Consider the following 3,223-nt stretch of genomic DNA (forward strand, 5'->3'; position numbering starts at 1 on the left):
ACCAGGTGTCCCCCCGCCGGACACCGGGACGCCGGAGGTCCGGCCGTCCGGCACCGGGACGTCGGATGTCCGCCCGTCGGGTGCCCGGCCGCCGGTTACCGGGGCGCCAGGTGTCCGGCCGTCCGGCACCGGGACGCCGGACGCCGGGGCGCCGGATGTCCGTCCCCCGGGCACCGGGACGCCGGACGCCGGGATGTCGGATGTCCGTCCCCCGGGCACCGGGACGCCGGAGGCCGGGGTGTCGGGTGTCCGGTCGTCCGGAGCGGTTCGTCCGGGGGCCGGACTGCCGGCGGTCGGCCGCTCGGCCGCCGGGGGTGTGGCCGTGGCCTCCGAGGACAGCGTCAGCGGAAGGGCCAGGGCGGCCGCACAGGTGACGGCGATCGAGGAAGCAAGGTGTCCGCGCATGCCCCTGATCCTGGACATAGCAGGACTTACCTGTCCATCCAGGATGTGACGACCCGTCGGTCTTTTCGGCCGAACCGGTGCTCCGGGGCGCCCCGCGCGGACGGTTGCCCGCGTACGCTTGCGTCCCGTGAACGCCACCGACCGCACCCCTGCCGACCTGCTGCGATCCGCGCTCGCCACGGATCCGGCGCGCCCCCTCGTGACCTTCTACGACGACGCCACGGGCGAACGTGTCGAACTGTCCGTGGCCACCTTCGCCAATTGGGTGGCCAAGACCGCGAATCTGCTCCAGGGCGAACTGGGCGCCGAGCCCGGTGAGCGGGTGGCGCTGCTGCTGCCCGCGCACTGGCAGACGGCCGTGTGGCTGCTCGCGTGCTCCTCCGTGGGCGTGGTGGCGGACGTCGGGGGTGACGCCGGCTCGGCCGATCATGTGGTCGCCGGGCCGGGGCAGTTCGAGGCGGGGCTCGCGTGCGGCGGGGAGCGGGTGGCCCTGTCCCTCGCGCCCCTGGGGCGGCGCTTCGCCCAGGTGCCGTCCGGATACGTCGACTACGCCGTCGAGGTACCGGGGCAGGGGGACGTCTTCCGGCCGTACGGCGTGGTGGACCCGGAAGGCGCGGCCCTGGTCGTGGCGGGGGCCCAGCTGAGCGGGGCGGAGGTGGTCGAGCGGGCCCGCGGGGACGCGGGGCGGTTCGACCTGGTGGGACCGACGGCGCGGCTGCTGTCGGCGCTCTCCTACGACACGTGGGACGGACTGAGTGCCGGGCTCTACGCCCCGCTGGCCGCCGGCGGGTCCGTGGTCCTGTGCCGCCATCTCGAACAGCTCGGGGAGGATGCGCTGGCCAAGCGCATCGAGAGCGAACGGGTCACTTCGACGGCCCGCTGAGGCGTTCACCCGCCCGGCGCCCGCCCGGCACCCGCCCGGCGCCCGCCTCCCCCGTTCGGTCCAGCCCCTGAAGCCCTCCGCGCCCGGCCGCGTCATGGTCGTAGGGGCAGGTCCGAGCAGGTTCGGACGGTGGCGGAGGGAGGGGTGGAGCATGGCTGGCGGGACCGGAAGGACACACGGGGCCGGATCCGGGGCCGGTGGTGAGCGGCGCCGTCGCCGGCGGTGGCTGCGCCGCACGGGGCTCGGGGCCGCCGTGGCCCTCGTGGGCGCCGCGGGAGCCGGGTGGGCGGTCTACGAGAAGCTGGACGCCAACATCACCTCCGACGACGGGACGGCCGCCGAACTCGCCCGGTACGAGAGGGAGCGGCCCACCGCGCTGGTGCGCGACGCGCAGAACATCCTGCTGATCGGGTCGGACTCGCGGTCCGGGCGCGGCAACCGCAAGTACGGGAGGGACTCCGGCACCGAGCGCTCCGACACCACGATCCTGCTGCACCTCGCGGCGAACCGGCGCAGCGCGACCGCCGTCTCGCTCCCCCGCGACCTGATGGTGGACATACCGAGCTGCCGGGGGCCGGACGGCGACCGCACCGGACCCGTGTTCTCGATGTTCAACCACGCCTTCCAGAGCGGCGGTCCGGCCTGCACGATCCGTACGGTCGAGAAGCTGACCGGCGTGCGCGTCGACCATCACATGGTGGTGGACTTCCACGGGTTCAAGGACATGGTCGACGCCGTCGACGGCGTCGAGGTGTGCCTGAGGGAGCCGATCGACGACCCGGCCGCCAGGCTGCGGCTGCCCGCTGGCAAGGTGCGGCTCGACGGTGAGCAGGCCCTCGGTTACGTGCGCGTCCGCAAGACCGTCGGCGACGGCAGCGACACCGGCCGGATGGAGCGCCAGCAGCGCTTCCTGGGTGCCCTCGTCAACAAGGTGCGCAGCAACGACGTACTGCTGAACCCGTCGAGGCTCTACCCCGTGCTGGACGCGGCGACGTCCGCGCTGACCACCGATCCCGGGCTGGCGAACCTGCGGGGCCTGTACGACCTGGTCCGCGGCATGCGCACGATCCCCACCGAACGGGTGCAGTTCCTCACCGTGCCGAGGGAGTCGTACGCCCGGGACAGCGATCGCGACCAGCTCGTGGAACCCGAGGCGGAGAAGCTCTTCGAACGGCTGCGCCAGGACGCTCCGCTGGAGGTCGCCGGGGAGGTTCCGCGGGATCCCGGCACGGAGAGACGTGACGCGGAGAGGCGTGACGCGGAGCCGGCCGGCGTCCCGGACGGGCACGGCTACTCGTACGAATTCGAGCGGGACCGGCCGGAGCGCACGGGCCCCTCGTACGCCGAGGACGGCAGACCGGGCCGGAAACGGCCGGACGATCCCGCGCCCGCGCCGAGTCCCGCGCCGACCTTCCGGGGCAACACGGCCGCCGAGGACGTGTGCGGCTAGCGCCGAAACCGGTCGGCGGGTAAAGGGAACACCAAGAGAGGGAACACGCGTCCAAAGAATTGGGTGGATTGCCCGCTTGTAGGGACGTGGAATTTGTCACCGTCGTCGCTTGACGCCGAACTGGGCGGATAGTGTGAGCGATCCGGTGCGCCTGCGCCACGAGTTGCGCTCGTGGGTCGCGCGCCGGTTGGACCGACTGACGAGCGTCTTCTGAGGGGGAAAGACGCCGCGTGGCCCCGACGGAGGACTCGAGCAACCGTGGACGCGCAAGGCCGTGGGCGGGCGGACGACATCGACCCCGCAGACCAGTGGGTACTGAACCCGGACACCGGCGACTACGAACTGCGACTGCAGGCTTCCGGACCGCAGTCGACGGTCCCGGGGCCCCGCTCCCGCAGGAAGACGGGCGCCGCCGCGCCATCGCGCGGGCGCACCGCTCCCGCGCGGGAGCGCAAGGGCGCACCCGAGGCGCCGGACCCCGTCGT

The 3,223-nt window shown here is 73.5% G+C and carries 2 protein-coding genes and 1 pseudogene; all 3 read left to right on the top strand.

Annotation, left to right across the window (positions count from 1 at the left end; genetic code table 11):
• Positions 1-532: 532 nt before the first annotated feature.
• A complete protein-coding gene (locus tag HO151_RS01555) occupies positions 533-1,288 on the top strand; it encodes a TIGR03089 family protein (protein ID WP_173894339.1) in 756 nt (251 codons plus the stop codon).
• A 151-nt stretch (positions 1,289-1,439) separates the two neighbouring features.
• Positions 1,440-2,738, top strand: a complete 1,299-nt coding sequence (locus tag HO151_RS01560; RefSeq protein ID WP_173894340.1) for an LCP family protein — start codon at positions 1,440-1,442, stop codon at positions 2,736-2,738.
• A 258-nt stretch (positions 2,739-2,996) separates the two neighbouring features.
• Positions 2,997-3,223 (top strand): annotated as a pseudogene (locus HO151_RS07175) (LytR family transcriptional regulator); the annotation flags it as partial.

The sequence above is a fragment of the Streptomyces sp. 8P21H-1 genome, assembly GCF_013302945.1.